Here is a 23,102-nt window from a genome sequence, read left to right on the forward strand (position 1 = left end):
AAATAGGTCGACACCGGTCCGATGACACGTCGTCGTGCGCCTGATTGCCGTGATAACGGGGCAGTTATCGCGGCGTGAATGCTTCACAGCCGCGCGCCGCCTCTCGCGAATTCACCCGATTTACCAACACGCACGGACAAATACACAGCCGCCGGGATTCAATCACGATTCTCATCGGATACTGACCGCCTTATCAGACTCCGTCGTGCGCTCACTGGTTTCTCCCGCCTTAATCTGGAGCTGGCGTGAACAATCCCTTGCTCTTTGGCTTTCTGCTAGTCGCGCTCGACGTCCTCGTGTGGTGTTGCGTGATCCCTCGCAACGAAGTTGCGAGACTGACCGTGCGACTCTGTATCTATGCAGCCTTCAGTGCGCTTCTGTTCGCTTCGAACCTGAGTCCGTTCTCGCAGGCGCCCTATGCCGATTCGTGGGCGCTGCACATGCTGGGCCAGCTGCTCGAGATCACCTGGTGGCTAACAGGCGCGCGTTTGTTCAGCAAAATGCTGGACACGCTGCTGCTTCCCAAGCCGTGGCGTCGTCAGCGGCTATTCGAGGACGTGTTCGGCGCGCTTGCATTTCTTGCCGCGATCGTCGCGTCGCTCGGTTTCGTACTCGAACTGCCCATACGCGGACTCGTTGCCACTTCCGGTGCGCTTGCACTCGTACTCGGTCTGGCGATCCAAAGCACGCTCAGCGATGTGTTCGCAGGCATCGTCATCAACACTACCGAGCCACACGAAGTGGGCAATTGGGTGAGCATCGATGGTGTCGAAGGTCAGGTCCTGGAAATGAACTGGCGCGCCACGCATCTGCTGACCTCGCAAGGTGCCGTTGTGATCGTGCCGAACGCCGTCGCCGCGAAGACGAAGATCATCAACAGCAGCCGGCCGACCACGCTTCACGGCGTGAGTGTCATCCTCGAGATTGCGCCCGAGGCGCGTCCGAAAGTCGTGTTGCAGGCCCTCGACGATGCTTTGAAAAGCGTGCGCGCCGTGCTCACCGATCCAGCACCGTATGCGCAAGTGAAGACAGTCGGCACGGAGTCGTTCCAATACGAAGCAACTGCCTACGTCGATGACATGAGCCAAAAGCGCGCTGTTTCGAACGAACTCTACGATCTGTGTCATCGGCACCTCGCGGCGGCGGGCGTCGAGCTCAGGTCGCTAGGTGTCCCCTATACGAGAAGCGCGCTGCCCGGACGGGACGACGAACGGGTGAGGCTGTTGCAGCGCGTCGACATGTTCGCGGTGCTGACCCCGGACGACCTCGCGCAGCTTGCTCCGCGTCTTTCACGTCGTGATTGCGAAGCGGGCGAAGTGCTGATCACACCGGAAGCGGTGCCCGACAGTCTGACCATCATCGATTCCGGTGTGCTTTGTGCCGTTGCCAAAGAGGGGAGTGTGCAAGTCGAGATGGCGCGGCTAGGTCCAGGTGAGGCAGTAGGAGAGGGTGGTCTGCTCGCTGGACTACCCGCTCGCGTGAAAATCACGACGCTCACGAAGTCTGTTCTCTATACGCTGAAGAAAGACGACCTGACACCGATCCTGAAGAAGAATCCCGACGTCGCAAAGGCGATGTGTCAGTTGCTGTCGCGTCGTCAACGCATGCTTGACAAGATCGGCGCGCCTCCGCCTGCAATGCAATCCGAGAACTCGTTCTTTCAATGGCTACTCGACGGCGTGCGCCGGCTTCACGACTTGACCTTCTAGCCGTTTGCGGAGATGAAGAATCGCACACGCGTTCGACGTCCCCCGCAACATCTTCCGGATTCGCACGGCATTGCGAATGCGCACTGATAGGGGCATGTCTCGCGGGATTTCAGTAGTGTGAGCTGACTTACCGAAGCCGGCTCTGGAGACATGCCCATGGATAGCGATCGTAGCTCGCAGAATGAAGCGTTAAACGATCCCAATCTGAGTTTCGTCAATGCGATCGAACCGGAAGTTGCCGTCTCTGTGATCACAAACCGGAAGGATCAGATGTTCCCGTTTCTTCCGGAGCGGGAAGTCGACAGGACGCGCGCATTCGGTAAAGAAGTGCAATGGATGGCGGGAGCAGCCCGATCTAGTTTTCGCGCCAACGGAAGAGCGGGGCTTGAAGCTGCCGGTCACGCGCAAGAACGCGGCGATAGACGTCTGGTGCAGCTTCCGGGGAGAAGGGTGCATCTAGCAGATATTCCGTCTGGACATTTCCTTCGCCGACGAGGCGGAGATAGGTCCGGGTGCTCTGGCGAGCCAGATCCGGAATGGCATTCACGAAGCCGCCAATGACATGGAGCCCCTTGGAGAAGATTGCGCCATAGTCCAGAGTCATGGATCCGCCATAGCCCGTCGACAAAACTACGGTGGCGCGTGGCCCGGCAAGATGCAACGCCATATTCGTTCCGGCAGGATTGCCGGACAGATCGATTACTTTCGAGAGACCGCCCGTGCGCTCGATGAACGCGCCGAGGCGAATTTCGTCGGTTGGGTCGAGCGTTTCGGTCGCGCCCGCGAGGATCGCCGACTCCCGGCGGGATTCGACGAGATCCAGCGCGACAATGGGCGACGCCCCTGCGGCGCGGGCGAACTGGACCGCCAGATTGCCGATCGGGCCTTGTCCGACGATCCCGATCGAATCGGATAGGCCGGCACCAGCCAGCTTTACCATCATCGCCGCAGTCTGGCCGAGGATGAACAGGGCGGCCTGCTCGAACGAGACGTTACCCGGGATGACGTCGATATCCGAGGCGCGCACGAGCGAATGCGCGGCGTGTGCTCCAATCGGGCGTCCGAGGTTGTCGAACCCGGCAACAACCCTGTCGCCGGGATGCAGTCCGGCCACGCCGGGTCCCACGGCTGCCACATAGCCGGCCCGCGAGTAGCCGGGTACGAACGGGAAGGTTGTCCCGAGAACCCGGTGGGATTCGTCACTGGAAAGCCATTCCGCCTCAGTCCCTGGGCTCACAGTGCTGATGACGTTTTCAATGAGCACTTCGCCGGGGCCGGGCTGCCCGACTTCGATGTCCCGCAGCTCGACCGTACACGGGGCTGTCCAGACAATGGACCTGGTTTTCACCTCTTGTTTTCCTGAAACTGCTACGTAGATGAGCGTTGCCCTGGGGCGGACCGTCTTGTGGACCCGCCCCGGGGCCTCTGCGCCCGATGAAAGATGCGTGAGGTTGTCCCGTTATCAGATGCCGCCCAATGCGATGTACTTGATCTCGATATATTCATCGATGCCATACCGGGACCCTTCCCGGCCCAGCCCCGACGCCTTCACGCCGCCGAACGGCGCGACCTCCGTAGAGATCAGCCCTTCGTTGACCCCCACCATGCCGAACTCGAGACCCTCCGTCACGCGGAAGATCCGGCCGATGTCGCGGCTGTAAACGTAGCTCGCAAGGCCGAACGGTGTGTCGTTGGCCAACGCGATGGCTTCCTGCTCCGTCTCGAACCGGAACAGCGGCGCGACCGGCCCGAAGGTCTCGTCACTGAATATCTGCGCGTCACGCGAGACGTCGGTGAGGACGGTCGGCTCGAAGAAGGAGCCGCCGAGCGCATGGCGCTTGCCACCCGTGGCGATCTTCGCCCCATGCGAAACCGCGTCGGCGATGTGCTGTTCGACCTTGAGAACGGCTTCCTCATTGATGAGCGGCCCCTGCACGACACCTTCGTCGAGTCCGTTGCCGACCTTGAGCCGGGCGGTTTCGTCCGCGAGACGTCGCGCGAACGCGTCGTAGATCCCGGATTGTACGATCAGGCGGTTGGCCGCGATGCAGGCCTGCCCGGTGTTGCGATACTTGGCGGCGATGGCTCCCTTGACTGCGGCTTCGACATCCGCATCGTCGAAAACGATGAATGGCGCATTGCCGCCCAGTTCCATGCTGGTCTTCTTGATCGTCGGCGCGCATTGTGCGAGCAAATGGGCGCCCACCTCGGTCGAACCCGTGAAGGACAGCTTACGCACGGTTTCGCTCGAGGTGAGCTCCGTACCAACGGCGCGGGCCGAGCCGGTCACGATGTTGCAGACGCCAGGGGGCAGGCCCGCGCGTTCGGCCAGCACACCGAGGGCGAGTGCTGACAGAGGGGTTTGGCTGGCAGGCTTGATTACGCCGGCACAGCCGGCGGCCCAGCCGGGGCCCGCCTTGCGCGTGATCATCGCCGACGGAAAGTTCCACGGAGTGATGGCGGCGAATACGCCGATTGGGGCCTTCTGGACGAGAATCCGGCGACCCTGCGCATTGGACGGGATGATGTCGCCGTACACGCGTTTCGCCTCCTCTGCAAACCATTCGATGAAGCCGGCCGCATAGAGGATTTCTCCGCGCGCCTCGGCGAGCGGCTTGCCCTGCTCGGCCGTCATGATGAGCGCGAGGTCGTCGATGTGTTCGAGCATGAGGTTGTAGAGAGCGCGCAGTATTTCGGAGCGATGCTTCGGGAGCGTCGCGCGCCACTGGCGCATGGCCACCTCCGCCACGACGATCGCGCGTCGCGTCTCCACCGCGCCGCCGTTGGGCACGCGCGCCACCAGCTCGCCGGTGGCGGGATTGCGGACATCCAGCGTCTGCCCGTTGTCGGCCTGAACCCATTCGCCATTGATGAGCATCGCCTGGCGCAGCAGGCCGGGATCTTTCAGGGGAAGCAGAACCGGTTCACTCATGATGTTCGTCCTCATTCCGGATGACGCCCAATGAAGAAGGCCTCGTCAGGATCGCTCGTCGGATTCAGCCCGGCGGCTTCCTGCCCGCGTCGCAGGGCAGTCATGTCGCGCGAGTAAATGCGCGCGGTCGGGTGGCGCAGCGGGCCGCCGTTATAGCCCTGCAGCCAGGCCTCGTATTTCCACATGACCCGGTTGATCAGCCCGTTGGAAGCCTGCGGCACGCTGTTGAAGACTTTCCGGGCGGGATCGAGCCTGTAGAACCACTCAGTCGCTTCGTCGTATTTGCCCGCCTGGATGAGATTGAAGATCTTCGGCAGCACCGGGCCGTAATAGGCCGAGAAGTTCGTCCCGCAGAACTGCACCGGGATGATCTGGGCCAGCGGGATGTATTCCCATTCGATCGGCATCGAGATCACGACTTCCTTGTGAAACGCGCGGTGTACCTCGATGGCGGCCATGATGTGTGGCATCCCGCCCTCCGCCTTGATTGCGACGACGTTCGGGCAGTCGTCTACGAGCCTGCGCAGCAGCGGCAGCGGCAGATCGGACGGATGCAGTCGGGAGAAGCCCCAGCTCGGTAGCGGGAAGATCATGACGGCGAGGTTCGTCGCGTCGCACAGCGCGCGGGTGTAGTTGTAAACCTCTTCGTATGACTTCGGATAGAAGAACGGGGGGTAGCCCAGCAGGACCAGTTCGGCGCCGGCGGCTTCCGCACGCTTCACGGCTTCGATGTTGTCTTCGAGGGTGTTGAAGACGGCCTGATGGACAACGATGATACGGCCGTTGGCCTGCTCAGCCATGATCCGTGTGAACTGCTCGTATTCGTCGGGCGTAATCGCGACTTCCGAGCACGCGAGTGCGCCGGCGAAGCCATGACCGATTGTGGTTTCCACGTCATGGCGGATCGCCTTTTCGTTGAGCCGCCTGAAATCCGATGTCATCGTCGGGATGACGACGTTCGCAACGCCTACGAGATGTTCGCGTGCCCATTCACGGGCCTCGTTACGATGGTACCTGGCCATAAAAACTCTCCTTGTTTCAGCACTTGGTTTCAAAGGCGACCGGCAGCGGTGTGGCGAGTCCCGCCTCGAGCGCCCTGGTCAGAATCAGTTCGGCCACGACGACATCTTGAAGGCCGCCACCGACCGACTTGAACAACGGGGCCGCCGACGCCTTGACCCGTTCGTCGTGCGTACCACTCATCAGGTCGGCCAGGCTGATGGCTTTGTAATGGAACTGGATGCCGGCGTGGCTGGCGGCGATCATGTCGCCGGTCTGCTCGAGAACTTCTTCGAGCATGTCGCCGACTATGAGATCGCTGCGCTCCACGACCGAGATGTCGATCTCGCGCTGCTCCGGAACGGTCGAGCCGATCGACATCACGATGCTTCCGGACTTCAGCCAGTTGCCGTAAAGGATCGGCTGCTCGTCGCGCGAGCGGGCCGCCCCCAGCACCACGTCGGCACCATCGACCGCTTCCTGCGCGCTTGCGGCCGTCTTCGCCGGCACACCGAGGTCCTGCGTGAGCGCCTGGGCAAACGCCTGGCGGCGCTCGGGCGACGGGCTGAATACGGTCACGTCCGTGAACTCGCGAATGGCGGCGAATGCGCGCGTATGCATGGCAGCTTCCAGTCCGCTGCCGAGCACGGCCAGGCGGGCCGGGCGTCGCGGGGCGAGACGGTCGAGTGCGGCTGCCGAGGTTGCCGCGGTCCGGAATCCCGTGATTTGGTTGGCGTCGACGAATGCTGCGATACGGCTGGTTTCATGGTCGTAGAGCACTACGACATATTCGACGCCGGAGGTCGGTGAATGGGTGGCCATACCCATGAGTTTTGCGCCGTAATAGCGGCTCCCGGGCGGGATGGCCGGTAGCGTACGTAACCACGTTCCGTCCGCACGGGCGATCGTGCGCGGCGGTGTGGCTGCCGGCGTGATTGGCAGGCTGTAGGTTTTCTGGATGGCACGGATGGCGTCTTCCCATTTGAAGACTTCCCGGGCTGCGGCGCCGGAGACAAATACGGGCGGATGGATGGCCTGGACCATTGGGTGAGTTCCTGTGTACGTGGCGTGGAGTGAGTTACAGAGGTCGGCGCGGGGCTAGAACCCGAAGCCGCCACCGTCGACATTGATCACCTGACCGGTGATGAATGCCGCGGCGTCGGAGACCAGAAAGGCGAGGGCGCCTGTTAGATCGTCGGGCGTCTCCGTGCGCGGAATGAACTGCCGCGACCGCACGGCTTCGAACTGCGCCGGTGGCATGTTGGCGGCACTGCCCGCGTGGCGGGTGAGGCCGGGTGAAATGGCGTTGACGGTGATGCCATGTGCGCCGAGCTCCGAGGCGAGTGCGCGTGTCAGTCCGATTACGGCCATCTTGCTGCTGGCATAGGCCGTCATTCCCGGCGGCGGTCCCCAGACCGAGCTTGATGCGAGGTTGACGATGCGCCCCCAGCGCTGCCGGATCATGCTGGGCGAAAGCGCTCTCGCGAGCAGGAACGGCGCGTCGACGTTGACGGTCATGATCTGCCGCCACAATACAGCGGTGATCGAAGCCAGCGGGGCCATTGGCATGAAAGCGGCGTTGTTGACGAGCACGTCGACGCGGCCAACGCGCTCCAGCACGTGTGCCGCGAAGCCCTCGACCGCGGCAGGTTCCGCGAGATCGCACGCGAGCGCCGTCGCCCGGCCGCCCTTTGCGGCGATGCGCGCGGCGAGCGCATCGCAGGGTACGCGGTCGGTGAGTACCAGTTCGTGACCGCTTGCCGCGAGACGCAACGCGAACGCCTCGCCAAGGCCGCCCGCGGCGCCCGTGACGACGGCCACGCGTTCGTTGAATGAAGTGGAATGGGGCATATCAATGTCTCCTGCTATGGCGTCGTTCCACGCTCGAGCATGTCGTGTTCAAATCGGCTGACGCAACGCCTGCTGGGCCACGATCATCAGTTGCGTATGCTCTTCGCGCGAGCCGCCTTCGCGTTCGATTTCACCCATGCGAGCGGATGTCGTTACGACGAGTCTCGCGCGATCGTAATGACGGCCCGCATACGCGATCAGCGCGCCTTCCAGCGAATGGCGGCGGCCGAGTTCTTCCGCGAGCACGAGCGCGCCTTCGACGGCGATCCCCGCTCCGGACGCGAGATGCGGCGTGGTGGCGTGCACCGCGTCGCCAAGCAACACGATGCGGCCTTTGTGCCACGGACCGTCGATCATATGCCCCGCGAGCGGACGATACAGCAGCCGGTGATCCGTCAGCGAGCGGTCGAGCAGGCCATCGCGGAACTCACCGACCGCGCCGCCAAATTCTTCCAGCAGACCGGCCAGCATTCGCGGCCATTGCGCGGGCGCGATGAAGTCCATGTCCTCGCGCTTGTCGAGCACGAACAGGTAGCACTCGGTCTCGCTGATCGGATTCATCCCGGCCTTCGTGGTTTGGCCCATGTAAATCGTCGAGTTCTCGCGCAGGCGCGGCACGATTGCGCGCCATGATCCCTGGCCCGTGAACTTCGGACCGGCGAAGTCCGGCATCAGGTGCTTGCGTACTGCTGAATTGACGCCGTCCGCACCGATCACGAGATCGTAGTGGCTTCGGCTGCCATCCGTGAACAGCACGTCGACGCCGTTGCCGTCCTGCGCGAGCGTTTCGAAGCTCACGCCGAGACGCACCCGTGCGCCCGCATCGCGCGTGGCCTTGCCCATGATGTCCGCGAGGGTAGTGCGCATGATGCCCGCTGCGCCTGGCAGATCGTCCGCGCCGACAGCGGACGCGATGGGCACGGTCGCGTTCACATTGCCGTTCATGTCGCAGATGTCGACGGCGCGCCACGATCCGCCCAAACGCAAGACTTCATCAATCACGCCGACTTCGCGCAGGCCGCGCAGCGTGGGACCGCTGATCGTGATGCCGGCGCCGTCAGGCGCCCATTGCGGATTGACCTCGACGATATCGACGGCGATACCTTGCCTGCTCAGCAGGATCGCGGCGCTCATTCCGCCGATGCCGCCGCCGATGATCAAAACCTTGTTGACCAATGCCATAGTGTCTCTCGATGTCGTTATGTAGTCGCGCCGATTCTCACGCGAGCGTCCCGCCAAGCTGCTCGGCTAGCCAGTCCGCGATCTGGTTGCCCGCGTTCATCGGGTTGTCGAGCGAGCTGTGTTCGACGCCGCCTTCGCGCGCGGTGAAGACGAACAGGTCCTTCTTCGGGCTGTTGACGAGTTGCTCGAAGGTCGCGTGCGAATATTTGAGCGGGATTTGCCGGTCGTTTTCGCCGTGCGTAACGAGGAACGGCACACGGATGCGATCGAGCACGCCGTTCAGATGCATGCGCGACGCTTTCTCAAAGAAGTCGTCCATGTCCTTCGCGCCGAACACCCATCGCACGTGTTCCCAGTAGTGCGGCACTGGGTTCTCGCCTTCGCGCTTCAGACGCGCCTGCTGCACCTCACGCCAGTCGTGGTTCGCGCCCCACACCGCGCCGCACGCGAAGCGCGGTTCGAATGCGACCGCGCGCGGGCAGTAGTAACCCCCGAGCGACACGCCGAGCGCGCCGATCCGCTTCGGGTCGACTTCGGAATGCTGTTCGAGCCAGTCGACGATGGGCGCGGCCCACAACTCGGTATCGTGCACGGCGGGCAGGTTCGACAGACGCAGCGCCTCGCCCGTGCCCGGCTGATCGACGAACAGTGCCGACACGCCGCGCCGCGCGAACATCGTGCCCAACACACTTTTCTGCAGCATCTCTTTCGTCGAATCGAGACCGTTCATCACGACGACGACGGGCGCTCGCTCGCCTTGCTGCAAACCTTCGGCGCGCACGTACAGCGCGGACAGATGCGTATCGCGATAGGGAATCTCGACGCGCACGCAATTTTCGCGGCCGAACGTGCGACCGAGATCGAACAGTTCGAGCGAGCGGCGATAGATCGCGAGACGGGCTTCGAAGCCATGCGCCTGCATCCGCTCGGCGATGCCGTAATAGAGACCCGCGCGACCGAACTTCTCGCCTGCTGAGAGCTTGTGGCCGCGCGCGAAGTCTTCTTCAGCGAGCGCGGCGAGCTTGTCGGCGCCTGCTTTCCAGGCTTCGTAGAACGCAAGCGTACCGGGGTCGTCGCCCGCGAGCGCAGCTTCGCGCAACGGCGCGCACATCGCATCGACCTCTCCGACGTTGCCGCCATGCGTGAGGGCGATCATCGTCGAGAGGCTCCAGACATAGTTGGTGGGGAAGTACTGGAACATGGTGAGTATCGGTTTGTTGTTCGGTTCGTTGATCAGTCGAAGATCGAGGGCAGTTCGGCGGGAATCCACACCTTGCCGTTTTCAACGCGCGCGGGCACTTTCTTCAGGCGCTGGCCGGTGCACGGCCCGGCGAAGCACTGCCCTGTCCGGATGTCGAAATGCGCCGAATGCGCGTAGCAGACGATGTGGCGCCCGTCGCCCGACAGAAAACGGTCCTGCCTGTATTCCATCGGCCGGTGCTCGTGCGGGCAGTCGTTGAGCCAGACGAACACCTCGTCTCCCTGGCGCACGACGCACAACCGGTCGTCTAGCCCTTCGCGAAGCATGCCGCGCGAGCCGCCGTCCGGCAGATCATCGAGCGCGCACAGCAGACGGTCGGTGTTCATCGCCGTTTCCTCTTGTCACTCGCCGGGCGCCCATTTGTTGCGGGCGTCGAACAGGAAGATCTGCGAGTTGTCGGAGCCCGGGTCGCATGCACGCGGCACCCAGTTCGCGTCGTGCTGGTCCATGTCGGCGTCGAACTCGATGGTCGCGCCGAACGGGCTGTTGAAGTACCAGAAGAAGTTGCTGCCGAGAAAGTGACGGCCCGGTCCCCAGAAGCTCTGGTAGCCCTTCTTCACGAAGTTCCAGCCGTGCTGCAGCACTTCTGCCGCGGAGCCGAGATGGAACGTGAAGTGATTGCAGCCGATCATGTGATCGTTCTGGCTCTCGATCATGAAAAGCGTGTGATGATCCTGCGTGCCGGACGGACGCATGAACGGACCGAGATGATTGAAGCGATCCGTGACAATGAAACCCAGGCGCGCATAGAACGCTTCTGCCTTCTTCACGTCCTCGACGAAGTACACGACATGCGACAGCGTGCGCGGCTTGATCTCTTCATCGGGATTCGCCGCGCAATCGTTCGGCGCGCGTCCGGGCAACTGGCCCGGCACGTTGAAGCCGAGATAGCGCGCTTTGTACCCGTGCCGCTGGGTCACCATGAAGGCGACGCCGAAGCCTGCATCGTCAATGCAATGCACCGTGCCGCCGGCATCCACGCGCACCTCGCGTTCCGCTTCGAGATGCGCGCGAATTGTTGCGAGCGTATCGGCGCTGTCGACGCCGTAGACGGTCTCGCGCAGGCTCGGCGTCATGGCTTTGGGCGGCAGCGGTGGAAGCTGTGGATCATCGGCGGCGCGCATAACGAGGCCAGTGCCGTCGAGCGCCTTGAACACACCACCTTTGACGGGATCGTATTCGGCTTCGTCGAGCCCGTAGTCGAGCAGATACTGGCGAGCGCCCGCCATGTCGTCGATACCGAAGACGAGATATTCGAGTCCTACGATATTCATGTGCTGGTTCCTTTGCGTCGTGTGAGCGTCGGCGGGGCGGTCAGCCGGCCATCGCGCGCGTGATGAGTTGATCGACGGTGCCGTCGGAGCGCAACCCGAGTTCTTCGGCTTCGGGTGTCAGCAGCGGCGGATAGGCTGCGAAGAGCCGCTCGATGAACGGATCGGGTGCATAGGCGACGAGCGCCTTGCGGTCCGCGCCGAAGCGCGCGGCCAGGGCATCGACGACCTCGGCGATGGTGAGCCGCAGCACGGGCATCTGATACGTGCGACGCGCGTTGAAGCGTTCGGTATCGACGGTGGCGGCATGCAGCAGGTTGTCGACGCATGCGCCGACGGAGATCCACCACGCGAAGCCTCCGGCCGAAACGGGCACCGTGAGCGGCTCGCCGGCAGCCAGTTTCCAGAACAGCTGGCTCATGAACGCGGACATCAGGCCCGCGCCGTCGCCTGGACGCGCAACGACGCCCGGCAGCCGCAGCGAGCAACCTTGCACCCATCGCAGGCGCGTCGCATCGGCGACCAGCGTTTCGCCGATCAACTTGTGCGCGCCGTAGCTCAGCGCAGGCGCGGGCAACGTGTGCTCGTCGACGGTCGCGGGCAGTTGCTCGCCATACACGGCGACCGTGCTTGCGAACACGAAACGCGGCGCGTGCGCTTGGCCGCGCAGATCGTCGAGCAGGCCGATCGTTGCTTCGAGGTTGATCGAGCGGCCGAGTGCGTAGTTCTTTTCGGCGGCGCCGCCGGGAAAGCTCGCGAGATGGAACACGGCATCTACGGGCGATGCGTAGGCACGCCCTCGCAACTCCGCATCGGCGATGCTGCCCTTGAGTTGCATGACGCGCGCATCGTCGTGCGGCGCGTCGAAGGCGATGTCAAGCAGCGTGAGCTTCGCGACGCGCCGACCGCCGAGTCCATCGGCGAGCAGACGTTCGACCAGCGCACGGCCGACGAAACCTTTCGCTCCTGTAACGACGACGTGAGTCATCGCGCACCTCCCGTGCGGAACGGCAACGACGCCAGGAACGCGAGACGCGATGCGCCAAGCATCTTCAGGCCAGCGCGTGCGGATGCCGCGTCGAGCCGCGCTTCCATCGGCATCGTGCCGAAGCTCTTTCCCTTGATGACGCGTTCGTTGCCCACGCGTTGCAGCGACTCGGCATGTATCAGCTCTTCGTCGGCGGGGCCGCGCAGCACCATGCCTTCCTTCGTGGGCTGGTTCAACGCCTTCGCCGTGGCGGGCACGCCGCTGTCCTGGCGCGCGCCTTTCGCGACGCTGCTGAAATCCATGCCGAGTTGCTCGAACATGCGGATCGCCGTCGCGCGGGCCGCGCCCATCGCGACAATGTCGTAACTCTGGCTCATGCGTGTGCGCCTGCCCGTGCTTGCGCGTCAGCTGCCTGAGCTGCCTGACTTGCGTGATCCGCCTGTACGAAGCGGTGATCGATTGCACCAAACACCGACTGGCCGTCGTGGCCGAACATCTCGAAGCGAAGCCGCTCGCCGAAGCGCAGCCACGGCGTTGACGATTCGCCCTTTTCGATTGCCTCGATCGCGCGTTGCTCGGCGAGACACGCCGAGCCTGTCGTCCGGTAATCGACGTTGGAGAACGTGCCCGAACCGAGGATCATGCCCGCGCGCAGGTTGCGGTTGTAGGCGATGTACGCGAGCAATTCGCTGAAGCCGAAACTCATCTCCCGGCCGTTCGGACGGCCGAACGGCTCGCCGTTGCGATGCACGTGCAGGTGGAGATGCACACGGCCGTTCTGCCAGGCGTCGCCGAGTTCGTCAGGCGTGACCGCGACTGGCGCGAACGCCGTCGCGGGCTTCGCGAGCACGAAGCCGAATCCCATGCCGAGTTCGCGGAACAGATGCTTGCGCATGCTCACGTCGTTGAAGAGCACAAGCAGGCGCACGTGCTTCAGCGCGTCTTCTGCAGGCGTGCCCATCGGCACGTCGCCGGTTACCACGCCGATTTCACCTTCAAAGTCGCAGTTGTCAGCTTCGTCGGGAAACGGGTAATCGTCGTGCGGACCGGCAAAGTCGTCGGCCTGGCGCTGGATCAAGATCGGCACCGAGGCGTCCGTCTTCTTTTCCGGGTGATACGCCTGCGTCATGATCCGGCCGTGATTCAAGAATGCGGATGCGTCGACGAACTGATGCGTGCGCGGCAGTGGCGCGGTGCAGGCGTGCGGATCGAAATCGAAAGCATCAGGCGCGGCATCGGCGTTCAGTGCATCGTAGAGCGCTTGCAGCGCTGGCTGCGAGTGCGTCCAGTCGTCCAGTGCGGCACGCAGGGTCGGCGCGATGAATGTGGCGTCGACCGCGCGACGCAAGTCGCGCGACACGACGATCAGCGTTCCATCGGGAACACCCCTTTTGAGCGACGCGAGTTTCATAGTGCGTGTCTCCTTCGTTGTGCATTACTTGAGCGGACGGCCGCCGTCGACAGGCAGCACGCATCCGGTAGTGAAATGCAGCTCCCGCACGGCGGCCAGCACCGCGCGCGCAATTTCCCCGGGCTGCGCGAGGCGGCCGAGCGGCGTGCGGCTCGCCTGTTCGTCGTGCCACGCGCTATCCATCGACTTGACGAATTCAGTGTCGACGAGTCCGGGCGATACCGACACCACGCGGATCGACGGCGCGAGTGCGCGCGCGAGCGATTTCGTAAGATTGTCGAGCGCGGCCTTAGACGCGCAATAGATTACGTTGCTGCCCATCGCCGTTTGCGCGGCGATCGACGAGATGTTAACCACCACGCCGCCGCCTTTCAGTGCGCTGCGGGCGAGCAGCGGACGCAGCGCGCGCACCATCGCGAACGGGCCGCGCACGTTGGTCGCCAGTACGTCGTCGATCAGCACATCGTCCACAGCGTCGAGGTCTTCATGCGCGACGAAGCGCGTGGTGCCTGCGCAGTTGATAAGCACATCGCAGCGCGCGTATCGGGTTGCAACGGAGTCGGCGAGATGCATGAGTGCACCGCTGTCGGTCACGGGCGCGGCGAGCGCACTGTGTCCGTCGCCCGGCAACTGTTCGACGAGCGTCTGCGCCGCATCCGCGGAACTGCGATAGCCGGCGACGATGGCGAAACCGGCCTGCGCGAGCGTGCGGCAAATCTGCTCGCCAAGGCCGCCTGTTGCACCGGTGACGACGGCAACAGGGCGTGCGCCGTGCGCTGTGATGGGCGCAGTGAGTGGCGCCGTCATGTCAGTCCCGCTTGCCGAGACGCCGCACGCGGATATCGGCCTGTTCCTTGTGGCCCGAGAAGTGCTCGAGCGCGCACAGCCGCGAACAGACTTCGCCGATGTGCACCGATGCCTCGTCGGTCAGGATGCGCTGATAGCTGTGCGTCTTGATGAACTTGCCGACCCACAGGCCGCCCGTGTAGCGGCCCGCGCCCATCGTCGGCAGCGTGTGGTTGGTGCCGATCACCTTGTCGCCGTACGAGACGTTCGTGCGATGGCCGAGGAACAGCGCGCCGTAGTTGGTCATCCGTTGCAGGAACCAGTCAGGGTCGCGCGTCATCACCTGCACGTGTTCGGAGCACAGGCGCTCTGCTTCCTGCAGCATTTCTTTGTCGGTTTCGCACAGGATGATCTCGCCATAATCGCGCCACGCGACGCTCGCGACGGGCGCCGTGTCGAGGCGCGCGAGCACCGTTTCGATTGCGGCGGGCAGTTCGTCGGCGATCTTCTTGCTGGTCGTGATGCAGTAAGCGGGTGACGTTGGACCGTGTTCGGCCTGGCCGAGCAGATCGACGGCGACGAGTTCGGCGTCGACGGTGTCGTCGCAGATCACGAGCGTTTCAGTCGGACCGGCGAACAGGTCGATGCCGACGCGGCCATACAGTTGCCGCTTGGCTTCGGCGACAAACGCATTGCCGGGGCCGACGATCATATCGACGGGCGCGATATGTTCGGTGCCGAGCGCCATTGCCGCGACGCCTTGCACGCCGCCCATCACATAGATTTCGTCGGCGCCCGCGAGCGCCATCGCGGCGATGATTTCGGGCGACGGCTTACCGTCGAACGGTGGCGCGCATGCGATCACGCGCTTCACGCCCGCGACCTTCGCGGTCAGAACACTCATGTGTGCCGACGCAAGCAGCGGATACTTGCCGCCCGGAATATAGCAGCCGACCGAATTGACCGGGAGATTGCGGTGGCCGAGCACGACGCCCGGCAAGGTTTCGACTTCGACATCGCGCAGCGACATCAATTGGATCTGCGCGAAGCGGCGGATCTGTGCCTGCGCGAACTTAATGTCTTCGATGGCCTGCGGGCTCAGCGAATCGATGCACGCCTGGATCTCTTCCGCGGATAGACGGAAAGTGGCCGGATTCCATTTGTCGAAGCGCTCCGAATATTCGCGGACGGCTGCTTCGCCGCGCGCCTCGATATCGGCGATGATTTTCTCGACCGTTGCACGTACCTGCGCGTTATTGTCCGCTTTCACCTGGGCGCTCTGGCCCGTCTTGATGTGTTCGATCATGTCGCTTATCCAATGGGTCGGAAGAAGAATGGGGTTCGTACGGCTAGCTCGTCGCGTGGTTTGCGATCACGCGCTCGAAATGCAGCGCGCTCGGCGTTGCTGCACAGAACGGTTGCAGCAGAGCGCGCCACTGTGGGAAGCGCTGCGATTGGCGAAAGCCCTGCATGTGATCGTCCACTGTATTCCAGTGGACGAGCAGCCGGTACTCGCCGGCGTCTTCGATACAGCGCTGGAGTGCGTGATCGATGTAGCCAGGCGTGGCGGCGAGCAACGCTTGTGCGGTGGCGAATGCGGCCTCGAAGCCCGCGTTGCCGCCGGGCTCGATGCGGAAGTTCGCGATTTCGAGAATCATCGCGTGCTCCAGTGCGGCAGTGGGAGTCCGGCGATGGGTGAGCGAAAGCTCGGGAGTGTCGTGCCGCCAAGACTGCCGATATAGACGGTGCGCAGATCGGCGCCGCCGAACGTGATGCTGGCCATCATCGGCGCGAGCGTGCCGCGGCACGCGCCCATCAGTTCGGGCGTGGTCGTGCCGTGCCGGTAGTGTTCCTCGTAGCACGCGAGCGCTTCCCGCTTGCCGTCGTCGAGCAGCGTCCACACTTCGCCTTCCGGCGTGAGCGCGATCAGCTTTTCGGTGAGGATCAGCGTGATCCACAGATTGCCGTGCGCATCGAATGCGAAGCCGTCGGGAAAGCCGCCCAGATCGTGCGGGCCGTAAATCTCACGGTCGCTGAGCGAGCCGTCGCCGGCAACGCGCAGCCGCGAGATGCGGCGCGCGTTCGTCTCGACTACGTACAGCCACTCCTCGTTCGCATCGAACCGGATTTCATTGGTGCCGACAAAACCTTCCGCGACGATGCGAATGCCGTGTTCGTCGATCAGGCCAACATAGCCGTCCGCGGTCTTTTCGTTGATCGAGCGCGTCCACGGCACTTGGCGCGTCATGACCGTGAACCAGATGCGGCCCTTCGAATCTGTCAGCACAAAATTGGTCTTGCCGAGCGGCGCGCCGTCGATGCTGTCGTACAGCGTGCGCGACGCGCCATCGCGCGTCATCAGTTCGATCGCGTCGGTGCCGAAGTTCGCGATCACGATGTTGCCTTCGCGATCGAATGCGAGTCCGTTGGGCAGCGTGCCGCCGAGCACGAGTTGCTGCGCGTCGCCGGAAGTGGGCGCGTGGGCCTCGTCGGGTTGCTGTGCGATTAGCGTCTGCGTGCCGTCGGGTGCAATGCGCATCACGCCGCCGCGCGCATCGGCTGTCCAGAGTGTGCCGTCGCGCTCGGCGAGAATGCATTCGGGGCGCAGCAGGTCGCGGCCGACCATCTGAATGTCGTCGCGGTTCACTTGCCATCCGCGCAAGGGATTGAACGAAGTCGTCATCGGAAAACGCGTTGTGGGTTGAAGAGTGGACCGCCGTCGCGGGCTTGCCGCGCGTTACGCGGCGGGTTTGTCGACGGCGAGCGGCTGGAGCAGTTCGATCGGGTTGCCGCACACGTCATGCACAAATGCCGTCGGATTGCCGTCGACGACCAGTTCGAACGCGACGTCGGCGCCTTGTGCGCGCAGTGCGGCGACGGCGCCACGTACGTCGGGCACTTCGAAGCACATGTGCTTGTTGCCGTGCGTGCGCAGATCGCGGTTCGGCATGCGGCGCTCGTCGGGCAGCGGCGCGGCGCCGGGCCCTTCGAAGAGTTCGATGCGAAAGCCGTCGCGGCGCAGGAAAGCGATGCGCGCCGGAATCGTGTCGATCGTCATCTGCGATTCGAGCGCGAAGCCGAGCATGCGCCCATACCAGTCGATCGCAGCATCGAGATCGGGCACGCTGACGCCGAAATGATGCGGACGGAGCACAGGCGGGAGCGGGTGGAGCGGATGGTTCGAGGTCGCGGACCGATGGGCTGTGCGGTCTTCGTCGACATGCGGCGCGTCCTCGGGCAACTTCAGCGGCGCTGTCGTCATGGTGAATGTCTCCTGCTTGTCTGGCGCGTTGCGAGGCGCGTCATGTCGTTGGCTTGCTCGTACTGTAGAGACGTTCACCTGTCGAGACCATCAATTCCTAGTGGAAACACGCATTGATGACATCGGATGATTGCCGGATAGTGCCGCCCCATGAGACTGGGTCACTTCGACATGAATTTGCTCGTTGCGCTCGACGCGTTGCTCGACACGCGCAGCGTCACACGAGCGAGCGAACGCCTGCATATCGGCGCATCGGCGACGAGCAGCGCGCTGGGGCGCCTGCGCGAGTATTTCGGCGATCCGCTGCTGATGCAGGTAGGCCGGCGCATGGAACTGACGCCGCTCGGCAGGAGCCTTGCGCAGCCGGTGCGCGAGATCCTGCTGAACGTGCAGTCGACGGTCGTTGCGCGGCTCGAATTCGATCCCGCGCAGGCCCGCCGCAACTTCGTGATCCGCGCGTCGGACTATCTGACTACGGTGCTCCTGACCAATGTCGTGCAGCGACTGCAGCGCGAGGCGCCCGGCATCACGCTGCATATCGCCAACATGGCCGACGACGTGCCCGAACAGCTCGACCGCGGCGAAGTCGACCTCGTGATCTACCCCAGCATTTCAGTGAATCCGGCGCACCCTTCGCAGGCGCTGTTCGAAGAGAGCTTTAGCTGTGTGGTCTGGAAGGGCAATCCGCTGGTGGGCGATACGCTGAGCATCGAGCAGTACAAGGAGATGGGACACGTCGCGGCGACCTTCGGCGACAGTCGCAGCGTCAGCTTCGAAGGTCTCGTGATGGCTAATCTGGGCATGTCGCGCACGGTCGAAGTCACGACGACCAATTTCAACACGCTGCCGCAACTGGTGATCGGCACGACGCGCATCGCAACGGTCATGACGCGGCTCGCGAGAATCTATGCGCATTACCTTCCCTTACGGATTTTGCCGCTGCCGATGAACCTGCCACCCCTCGTCGAAATGATGCAGTGGCATGCGATCAATACCAGCGATCCCGCGCATATCTGGATGCGCCGGGTGTTGCAGGAGCAGGCGCAGATGTACGCGGACGCGGGCACGACGGTATTCGTCTGATCCTGTAGCGCGGATTCGCGTTCGTTCGACGCAGTCAAATGGTCGTGTCGACGCAATCTGATTGTGTCGTATGGTGTCTGCGGGAATGATTCGTCTCACACAAAACGGCAAGCGTTGCCCGGAATCTGCCGGTAGCCGCTGCCAGAACGGTCAATCAGAGACCTTCACAAACGGAGACGACCCCATGCATGTCCAGACGGAAGTGCGCCGCATCGCGCCCGCTACCCGCGAAGCAACCTTCTTTCACGCGCTTATCCTGCTCAGCACGGTCATTTGCGGCACGCTCGCGCCGACGGTGATCGGTCCGGTCCTGCCCGCGATGCAGCGGCATTTCTCGGACGTGCCCGGCATTGAAACGCTGGTGCCCGTCGTCGTCACGATGCCGATGCTGGTCGTGGGCGTGCTCGCGATGGTGATAGGCGCGATCAGCGACAGGATCGGCCGCAAGCGCGTGCTGGTTCTCTCGCTCGTGGCGTATGCCGTGGCGGGCACCGCGCCGCTCTATCTCGACTCAATTCACGCGATACTCGCGAGCCGTGCGCTCGTCGGCCTCGCTGAGGCGGCGGCGATGACGGTCAGCACGTCGTTCATCGGCGATTATTTCAGCGGAACGCAGCGCGACCGCTATGCGTCGTTGCAGGTGACCGTCGCGTCGACATCTGCGTTCGTCTTCAACCTGCTGGGCGGCGCGCTCGGCGCGCACGGCTGGCGCGCGCCGTTCGCTGCGTATGCGCTGCCGCTGCTGCTCGCGCCGCTGGTTCAGGTCTTCATCCGGGATACGCGCCGCGATGCGGGCGCACCTTGGGCCGATGGTCGCGCCGCCGTCGACGAACCCGCGTTCAGCCCCTGGCTGCTCACGCTCATTTGCGTGGCCGCATTCGGCGTCGGGATGGTGTTCATGGTCGTGCCCGTTCATCTGTCGTTCCTCGTGGTTCAACTCGGCGTGCAATCGACCAGCCAGATCGGCCTCGCCTACGCGGTGAACAGCGTCGGGATCATCGCCGGCACGCTCGCGTTCGGCTGGTTTATTGCCAGCCGCCTCCCGGTGTCGCGGCAGTTTGCGCTGGGCACGGCGATCTGCGGCGCGGGTTTCGTGTGCATGGGCAGTGCGCATGACTTTGCGACGCTCACGCTGGGCGGCGCGATCAACGGCGTCGGCTGCGGTGTGATGCTGCCCGCGCTCGTCAGCTGGGGCCTGCGTTCGCTGCCATTCTCGCGCCGTGGTTTCGGCACGGGCGCCTTCACCGCCGCGCAATTCGTGGGCTACTTCTGCAGTCCGCTGATCGTGATGCCGATGGTGGTGCTCTGGGGCTCGCGCTTCGCCGTCGTGCAAGGATGGGGTGTGGCACTGCTCCTTCTCGCCGCGCTCGGGTTCGCCGCTGCGCTCGTCAGTGCGCAACGCCTCAAGCTCAGCTGAGCGATAGCGGGACGACGACATGAAACCAGTCTTCAAACCCGCTCTGCCCGTTGCGCGGGGCGAACGGCTGCGCGGTAAGGTGGCCGTGGTCACGGGCATCGGCAGCGGCATCGGCCGGGCGTGCGCGCTGATATTCGCCGCGCAGGGCGCCCGGGTGGTCCGCTGCGATATCGATGCGGAGTCGGCCGCGCGCACTGTCGACGCGGCACGTTCCAACGGCTTCGAGATCGATAGCCTGCATCCCTGCGATCTGACCGATCCGAAGGGCGCGGCGAGCCTCGTCGAGTTCGCCGCTGCGCGGCACGGCGGCTTCGACATCCTCGTCAATGCGGCAGCGTTCGGCGCGTTCGCGTGGCTGCAGCAGATGGACTACCAGACGCAGTGGCGCCGGACCTTGACGGGCGAACTCGACATCGTCTTTCTGCTGTGTCAGGCCGCGTGGCCCGTGCTGATCGCGCGAGGCGGCGGGTCGGTGATCAACCTGGCGTCGGCCAACGCGGCCGTCGCGCTCGAAGGTTCGCCCGCCATCGCGCATTGCGCAGGCAAGGGCGGCGTGCTCGCGATGACGCGCCAGCTTGCGATGGAAGGTGCGCCGCACGGCATACGCGTCAACAGCATTTCGCCGGCGCTGGTCGAAACATCCGCCACGCGCGCACACATGGAAGCCCAGCCGGAGTTTCTCGAACGGGCGCTCGCGAAAGCGATGATCAAGCGAACAGGGCAGCCGGAAGACATCGCCTGGTGCGCGCTGTTCCTCGCCTCTGACGAGTCGAGCTGGGTCACAGCCGCCGACTTTCCGATAGACGGTGGCGCTACCGCCTGGTAGCGCGCCGCTACTCAACTGATCCCTTTCTCGTACGAACCGCGCCCGCCAGAGGCGCGGCGGGCACCGCTTTGCCTTCAAAAAACAAACAGGAGACACTTCATGTCAACGAACAGGTTTGGAGTATTTGGTTTTCGGCATCCTCGTGCGCTGCGTCTGTCGGCGATTGCGATTGCCGTGATGCTCGCGAGCGGAACGGCGTTCGCACAGACACCGAACGATGCGAGCGCCGTCAGCGAGTCGACGCGGCATGCCGATGCTCAGGCCGCTGCGTCGTCCACAGTGCAAGCTGGCGCAGCAGGGACGCAGAAAGCGGCGTCTAGCGACGCAAAGAGCGCGCCGGCTTCCCAGACACTCGCGCAGGCAGGAGACACCCTCAGGCAGGCGTCCACGGATCGCCCGACGGTTCATCAGGGCATCCCGTCCACAGACGAACTCGGTGTATCGCACGTCGGCAACGCGACGCCGGAACCGGCGGAAGGTCCGCGCCAGGGGCCCTTGTCGTCGATCGGACAAAAGATAAATGACTGGGGCTTCACGCCCGTCTTGAATCTCGTGCAGATGTACCTGACCAATCCGAGCGTCGGGCAGCAGACGGGTAATCATGAGGCGTTGACCTTCGTTTCGATTGGCGGCGATTTCGACCTGCAGAAGATCGCGGGCTTCAACGGCGCAACGATTCACTTCCAGCAGCTGTTCGTGCCGTTCACGCATAACCTCGGCTGGGGCACGCAGGTCGGGGACGTGCTGGCTGGTCAGCCTGGCCCGTACGTGCCGAAGGTCTCGCATCTGACGCTCTTCACGTGGGAACAGAAGGCGTTTCACGACAGGCTCGACGTCGAACTTGGCAAGAGCAATCCGGGGCTGTATTTCGGGGCTCCGGTGTGCAATCAGGGTTTCGGCTGTCAGAGCGTGATCCTGCAGGACAGCGCGGGCATGAATCCACCGATCTACGCGAACTGGGGCGGACGCGTGCGCTACAGCCTGACGCCTGAATGGTCGGTGCAGGCAGGCGTGTGGCGCTCGAATCCGGCGTTCCCTTTCACGAACGGCTGGGAGTGGACGGACAGCGCCTCCGACAGCAACACGTGGCTCGCGAATGCCGTGTATCGGACGACGTATGAGGCTGATCCCTTTCCGAAAAGCTATGAGCTGATGCTCTACTACAGCACGCGAACGCAGACCGACCCGCTCACACAGAGCACGCACAAGGGCACGTCGGGGTTATATTTCGGCGGGCGGCAGGTGGTGTATCGCCCAGATGGCGGTAAGGCCGGCGTGAGCAGTCCGACTGCGCTGTCCGTGTACGCGACGTCGACCGTCAGCTTCGATGCGCACGCGAGCACGGGCCTCGGTATGACGGGCGCCACTGGCCTGATCCTCGAAGCGCCGTTCCGCAGTCGGCCGCACGACAGCTACTCGCTAAGCTTCCTTTGGGCCACGCTGACGCCGCATGAGCAGGAATACCTGAAAGAGCAGAACCTCGCGGCGGGCGGCACCGGCTACACGGTCGGACGGACGCAATACGGCCTAAAGCTCGACGCCAATATCGCGGTGGGCCGCAGCATCATCCTGAGCCCGTATGTGATGCGCACGTGGAATACGAACACGTGGGGTAATCCCGTTTATGCTGGTACGCCGAAGAACGGTTTCGTCGCCGGTGTGCTTGCTAGTATCTTCTTCGATAAGATGCTGGGTCTGACAGATCACTGAAAAAGAACGCATCAAAGGGGCCGCGTACTGCGGCGCCTAAAGCGAGCCATTTCATCACTTCGGCATTCCTTCATAGAAGACGTGAATTTGCGCATTGTTCGCCAAGGCCCCGTTGCGCTGCGGTCGCACGATACGCATCGCGCGACTGCCGTTCGCCGGCCGCCCGTGTAACGCCCGAAGATCGTATTGTCGCTCGCCCGATTCGACGCGTTGTCCTCGCGAGTCTAACTCTGCGTCGCCGGGGCTTGGGTGGAAGAAGCCGGTGGACTGCCGATTCGCGCATGCGGGAAGGGTGGCATCGTTTGACGTACGCGGCCGACGCCGGGTCGCTGGGGACCGCGGACCAGTGGCTGTTGCACTTGGTTAAGAGACGCTCGGACTCGCGAGATTCGACCGGCGGGTGTGGGTCTATTC

22 protein-coding genes are annotated in these 23,102 nt (G+C 63.7%); 5 read left to right on the forward strand and 17 right to left on the reverse strand.

The genetic code is table 11. The features are described from left to right. Positions 1–245: 245 nt before the first annotated feature. On the forward strand, positions 246–1,709 hold the full coding sequence (locus tag J8I87_RS39940) for a mechanosensitive ion channel family protein (RefSeq protein WP_209937943.1): 1,464 nt from the start codon (positions 246–248) through the stop codon (positions 1,707–1,709). Positions 1,710–2,064: 355 nt separating this feature from the next. On the opposite strand, the gene J8I87_RS46145 is transcribed toward J8I87_RS39940, so the two are convergent. The 17 genes from J8I87_RS46145 to J8I87_RS40025 all read right to left on the reverse strand — a co-directional run bounded on the left by J8I87_RS46145 (position 2,065) and on the right by J8I87_RS40025 (position 17,652). Beyond that, positions 2,065–3,057, reverse strand: coding sequence for a zinc-binding dehydrogenase (locus J8I87_RS46145; RefSeq protein WP_209937944.1), 993 nt, complete (start codon positions 3,055–3,057; stop codon positions 2,065–2,067). A 114-nt stretch (positions 3,058–3,171) separates the two neighbouring features. Next, complete coding sequence (locus tag J8I87_RS39950) at positions 3,172–4,641, reverse strand: NAD-dependent succinate-semialdehyde dehydrogenase (protein ID WP_209937946.1); 1,470 nt, start codon at positions 4,639–4,641, stop codon at positions 3,172–3,174. A gap of 11 nt (positions 4,642–4,652) precedes the next feature. After that, entirely contained in the window at positions 4,653–5,663 is a 1,011-nt protein-coding gene (locus tag J8I87_RS39955; protein ID WP_209937969.1) for a dihydrodipicolinate synthase family protein, read from the reverse strand. Between the two features lie 16 nt (positions 5,664–5,679). Continuing rightward, a complete protein-coding gene (locus J8I87_RS39960) occupies positions 5,680–6,684 on the reverse strand; it encodes an ornithine cyclodeaminase family protein (protein ID WP_209937947.1) in 1,005 nt (334 codons plus the stop codon). A 54-nt stretch (positions 6,685–6,738) separates the two neighbouring features. Further along, positions 6,739–7,491, reverse strand: a complete 753-nt coding sequence (locus J8I87_RS39965) for an SDR family NAD(P)-dependent oxidoreductase (protein ID WP_209937948.1) — start codon at positions 7,489–7,491, stop codon at positions 6,739–6,741. A 48-nt stretch (positions 7,492–7,539) separates the two neighbouring features. Beyond that, positions 7,540–8,673 carry an FAD-dependent oxidoreductase gene (locus J8I87_RS39970; RefSeq protein ID WP_209937949.1) on the reverse strand — a complete coding sequence of 378 codons (1,134 nt, stop codon included), beginning with the start codon at positions 8,671–8,673 and terminating at the stop codon, positions 7,540–7,542. A gap of 37 nt (positions 8,674–8,710) precedes the next feature. Continuing rightward, the gene (locus tag J8I87_RS39975) at positions 8,711–9,874 is read right to left on the reverse strand and encodes a S9 family peptidase (RefSeq protein WP_209937950.1); all 1,164 of its coding nucleotides are present in this window, start codon (positions 9,872–9,874) and stop codon (positions 8,711–8,713) included. A gap of 32 nt (positions 9,875–9,906) precedes the next feature. Further along, on the reverse strand, positions 9,907–10,260 hold the full coding sequence (locus tag J8I87_RS39980) for a Rieske (2Fe-2S) protein (RefSeq protein WP_209937951.1): 354 nt from the start codon (positions 10,258–10,260) through the stop codon (positions 9,907–9,909). A gap of 15 nt (positions 10,261–10,275) precedes the next feature. Then, a complete protein-coding gene (locus tag J8I87_RS39985; protein ID WP_209937953.1) occupies positions 10,276–11,208 on the reverse strand; it encodes a VOC family protein in 933 nt (310 codons plus the stop codon). Positions 11,209–11,248: 40 nt separating this feature from the next. Next, complete coding sequence (locus J8I87_RS39990; RefSeq protein WP_209937954.1) at positions 11,249–12,193, reverse strand: NAD-dependent epimerase/dehydratase family protein; 945 nt, start codon at positions 12,191–12,193, stop codon at positions 11,249–11,251. Further along, positions 12,190–12,570: a hypothetical protein gene (locus tag J8I87_RS39995; protein ID WP_209937955.1), complete on the reverse strand. Its 381-nt coding sequence runs from the start codon at positions 12,568–12,570 to the stop codon at positions 12,190–12,192. The genes J8I87_RS39990 and J8I87_RS39995 overlap by 4 nt, the downstream gene beginning before the upstream one ends. Then, positions 12,567–13,604, reverse strand: coding sequence for a fumarylacetoacetate hydrolase family protein (locus tag J8I87_RS40000; protein WP_209937956.1), 1,038 nt, complete (start codon positions 13,602–13,604; stop codon positions 12,567–12,569). Before J8I87_RS40000 ends, J8I87_RS39995 begins: the two co-directional genes overlap by 4 nt. A 24-nt stretch (positions 13,605–13,628) precedes the next feature. After that, positions 13,629–14,411, reverse strand: a complete 783-nt coding sequence (locus tag J8I87_RS40005; protein ID WP_209937957.1) for an SDR family NAD(P)-dependent oxidoreductase — start codon at positions 14,409–14,411, stop codon at positions 13,629–13,631. A gap of 1 nt (position 14,412) precedes the next feature. Then, positions 14,413–15,696, reverse strand: a complete 1,284-nt coding sequence (gene hisD / locus J8I87_RS40010) for a histidinol dehydrogenase (protein WP_209937959.1) — start codon at positions 15,694–15,696, stop codon at positions 14,413–14,415. 43 nt (positions 15,697–15,739) lie between these two features. Next, the gene (locus tag J8I87_RS40015; RefSeq protein ID WP_209937960.1) at positions 15,740–16,048 is read right to left on the reverse strand and encodes an antibiotic biosynthesis monooxygenase family protein; all 309 of its coding nucleotides are present in this window, start codon (positions 16,046–16,048) and stop codon (positions 15,740–15,742) included. After that, positions 16,045–17,073, reverse strand: coding sequence for an SMP-30/gluconolactonase/LRE family protein (locus J8I87_RS40020; RefSeq protein WP_209937961.1), 1,029 nt, complete (start codon positions 17,071–17,073; stop codon positions 16,045–16,047). Before J8I87_RS40020 ends, J8I87_RS40015 begins: the two co-directional genes overlap by 4 nt. A gap of 54 nt (positions 17,074–17,127) precedes the next feature. Then, entirely contained in the window at positions 17,128–17,652 is a 525-nt protein-coding gene (locus J8I87_RS40025; RefSeq protein WP_209937962.1) for a VOC family protein, read from the reverse strand. A 150-nt stretch (positions 17,653–17,802) separates the two neighbouring features. On the opposite strand from J8I87_RS40025, the gene J8I87_RS40030 reads away from it, so the two are divergent. From J8I87_RS40030 to J8I87_RS40045, 4 genes are all read left to right on the forward strand, one after another. After that, the gene (locus tag J8I87_RS40030; RefSeq protein WP_209937963.1) at positions 17,803–18,735 is read left to right on the forward strand and encodes a LysR family transcriptional regulator; all 933 of its coding nucleotides are present in this window, start codon (positions 17,803–17,805) and stop codon (positions 18,733–18,735) included. Between the two features lie 184 nt (positions 18,736–18,919). Beyond that, positions 18,920–20,152, forward strand: a complete 1,233-nt coding sequence (locus tag J8I87_RS40035) for an MFS transporter (RefSeq protein WP_209937964.1) — start codon at positions 18,920–18,922, stop codon at positions 20,150–20,152. A 19-nt stretch (positions 20,153–20,171) separates the two neighbouring features. After that, positions 20,172–20,978 carry an SDR family NAD(P)-dependent oxidoreductase gene (locus J8I87_RS40040; protein ID WP_209937966.1) on the forward strand — a complete coding sequence of 269 codons (807 nt, stop codon included), beginning with the start codon at positions 20,172–20,174 and terminating at the stop codon, positions 20,976–20,978. Between the two features lie 99 nt (positions 20,979–21,077). Further along, complete coding sequence (locus tag J8I87_RS40045) at positions 21,078–22,688, forward strand: carbohydrate porin (RefSeq protein ID WP_209937967.1); 1,611 nt, start codon at positions 21,078–21,080, stop codon at positions 22,686–22,688. Positions 22,689–23,102 lie beyond the last annotated feature (414 nt).

It is taken from the genome of Paraburkholderia sp. LEh10, assembly GCF_017814945.1.
Lineage (GTDB): Bacteria > Pseudomonadota > Gammaproteobacteria > Burkholderiales > Burkholderiaceae > Paraburkholderia.

Excerpts from the sequence above, each read along its gene's own strand:
- J8I87_RS39970 (WP_209937949.1), bottom strand. The coding sequence starts at position 8,673 with ATGGCATTGGTCAACAAGGTTTTGATCATCGGCGGCGGCATCGGCGGA.
- J8I87_RS39995 (WP_209937955.1), bottom strand. The coding sequence starts at position 12,570 with ATGAGCCAGAGTTACGACATTGTCGCGATGGGCGCGGCCCGCGCGACG.
- J8I87_RS39980 (WP_209937951.1), bottom strand. The coding sequence starts at position 10,260 with ATGAACACCGACCGTCTGCTGTGCGCGCTCGATGATCTGCCGGACGGC.
- J8I87_RS39975 (WP_209937950.1), bottom strand. The coding sequence starts at position 9,874 with ATGTTCCAGTACTTCCCCACCAACTATGTCTGGAGCCTCTCGACGATG.
- J8I87_RS39985 (WP_209937953.1), bottom strand. The coding sequence starts at position 11,208 with ATGAATATCGTAGGACTCGAATATCTCGTCTTCGGTATCGACGACATG.
- hisD (WP_209937959.1), bottom strand. The coding sequence starts at position 15,696 with ATGATCGAACACATCAAGACGGGCCAGAGCGCCCAGGTGAAAGCGGAC.
- J8I87_RS39990 (WP_209937954.1), bottom strand. The coding sequence starts at position 12,193 with ATGACTCACGTCGTCGTTACAGGAGCGAAAGGTTTCGTCGGCCGTGCG.
- J8I87_RS40030 (WP_209937963.1), top strand. The coding sequence starts at position 17,803 with ATGAGACTGGGTCACTTCGACATGAATTTGCTCGTTGCGCTCGACGCG.
- J8I87_RS40035 (WP_209937964.1), top strand. The coding sequence starts at position 18,920 with ATGCATGTCCAGACGGAAGTGCGCCGCATCGCGCCCGCTACCCGCGAA.
- J8I87_RS40005 (WP_209937957.1), bottom strand. The coding sequence starts at position 14,411 with ATGACGGCGCCACTCACTGCGCCCATCACAGCGCACGGCGCACGCCCT.
- J8I87_RS39965 (WP_209937948.1), bottom strand. The coding sequence starts at position 7,491 with ATGCCCCATTCCACTTCATTCAACGAACGCGTGGCCGTCGTCACGGGC.
- J8I87_RS40040 (WP_209937966.1), top strand. The coding sequence starts at position 20,172 with ATGAAACCAGTCTTCAAACCCGCTCTGCCCGTTGCGCGGGGCGAACGG.
- J8I87_RS40000 (WP_209937956.1), bottom strand. The coding sequence starts at position 13,604 with ATGAAACTCGCGTCGCTCAAAAGGGGTGTTCCCGATGGAACGCTGATC.
- J8I87_RS40045 (WP_209937967.1), top strand. The coding sequence starts at position 21,078 with ATGTCAACGAACAGGTTTGGAGTATTTGGTTTTCGGCATCCTCGTGCG.
- J8I87_RS40020 (WP_209937961.1), bottom strand. The coding sequence starts at position 17,073 with ATGACGACTTCGTTCAATCCCTTGCGCGGATGGCAAGTGAACCGCGAC.
- J8I87_RS39960 (WP_209937947.1), bottom strand. The coding sequence starts at position 6,684 with ATGGTCCAGGCCATCCATCCGCCCGTATTTGTCTCCGGCGCCGCAGCC.
- J8I87_RS40015 (WP_209937960.1), bottom strand. The coding sequence starts at position 16,048 with ATGATTCTCGAAATCGCGAACTTCCGCATCGAGCCCGGCGGCAACGCG.
- J8I87_RS40025 (WP_209937962.1), bottom strand. The coding sequence starts at position 17,652 with ATGACGACAGCGCCGCTGAAGTTGCCCGAGGACGCGCCGCATGTCGAC.
- J8I87_RS39950 (WP_209937946.1), bottom strand. The coding sequence starts at position 4,641 with ATGAGTGAACCGGTTCTGCTTCCCCTGAAAGATCCCGGCCTGCTGCGC.
- J8I87_RS39955 (WP_209937969.1), bottom strand. The coding sequence starts at position 5,663 with ATGGCCAGGTACCATCGTAACGAGGCCCGTGAATGGGCACGCGAACAT.